Below are 1,527 nucleotides of genomic sequence, written 5' to 3' on the forward strand. Positions count from 1 at the left end.
CAAGCGATAGAAATCGTATTTATGACAATGGCGGTCTATTTTGTCATAAACATGTGTATTTCCTTTGTTATGAATCGATTCAATTCGAAAGTCGCTTTGGTGGAAAGGAAGTAAATGATGAGAGAGTTTAAAGCGCTGCCTGATAAACCGGCACCCAAGGATACAGTTGGTGTCATTGGCTGGATTAAAGAAAACCTTTTTTCTAATATCTTCGATTCAACAGCTACTATTATTATCCTAGCAATTTTATTCTCCGTTGTTCCTGGCATGCTGGATTGGCTGATTTTTTCAGCCGACTGGAGTGGTGACAGCCAGGAAGCTTGCTCTAAAGAAGGCGCGTGTTGGGTATTTGTTTCTGCCTGGATGCAACAATTTATGTATGGCAGTTACCCCAGCTCAGAACTGTGGCGAGTGAATCTTGCTTTATTGAGTCTCGCTGCTGTCATTGCTTTGCCTTATGTCTTGCCAAAAGATCTTCGGAATAAGATTGGCGTCCCGGTATTTTTGTTATTTCCATTTGTCTGTGCGACATTTCTGGACGGTAGCCTGTTTGGTTTGATGACAGTAAGTACTGACTTATGGGGTGGCTTTGCACTGAATATCTTTTTGGCGTCAGCGAGTATTATTATTGCTTTTCCGTTGAGCTTTTTATGGGCCCTAGGTCGACGATCGGAGATGCCTTTTATACGTAGTGTCTGTATTTTGTTGATCGAGTTTTTTAGGGGAACCCCGGTTTTAGCCCTATTTTTTATGGGCTCGGTAATGCTGCCATTATTTTTTCCTGAAGGCACCAGCGTAGATAAATTACTTAGGGTGTGGATTGTTCTGATTCTATTTATGTCGGGCTATATGGCAGAAGTATTTAGGGGTGGCTTTCAAGCAATTCCCCAAGGGCAATACGAAGCCGCTGACTCGCTTGGCCTAAGTTATTGGCAGAAAACTTTGCTGATTATATTGCCCCAGGTGATCAAAGTATCGATGCCCAATATTCTTGCTACCTTCGTTATGCTATTCAAAAATACTACCTTCCTTTTGATCATCGGTATATTTGAAATGCTCAGTACCACTCAAACTGCTTTGAATAACTCAAACTGGTTAGGGGGACATGCAACGGAAGGCTACTTATTTGTCGCTATGGTCTTTTGGTGTTGCTGCTTTGGTATGTCAATGATCAGCAGTAATATCGAACGCAAGCTGGATACCAGCCATAATAATAAATAGCGCTGTCTACTACGGAGATTAATGATGAAAACAGATGTAAAAAGCCAAAACTCTGAGGTTCTGGGCAGTAAAGATAACGTTATTGAAATTAAAGATCTGAATAAATGGTATGGCAATTTCCATGTGCTCAAAGATATAAACTTAAGTGTCAAAAAGGGTGAACGAATTGTTATCTGTGGACCATCTGGTTCAGGTAAATCGACGATGATTCGTTGTATCAACCGACTGGAAGAGTTTCAAAGAGGGTCTTTGGTTGTGAATGGTGTTGAGATGATCGAAGACGTTAAGAATATCGAAGCGATCCGT

2 protein-coding genes are annotated in these 1,527 nt (G+C 41.1%); both read left to right on the top strand.

Annotated features, from left to right (window positions below; genetic code table 11):
* The first annotated feature begins 114 nt into the window (after positions 1-114).
* Entirely contained in the window at positions 115-1,221 is a 1,107-nt protein-coding gene (locus A3729_RS04420; RefSeq protein WP_231872152.1) for an amino acid ABC transporter permease, read from the top strand.
* Between the two features lie 21 nt (positions 1,222-1,242).
* The coding region (locus A3729_RS04425) for an ATP-binding cassette domain-containing protein (RefSeq protein WP_369820075.1) at positions 1,243-1,527 on the top strand (285 nt) is incomplete at its 3' end.

It is taken from the genome of Oleiphilus sp. HI0043 (assembly GCF_001634935.1).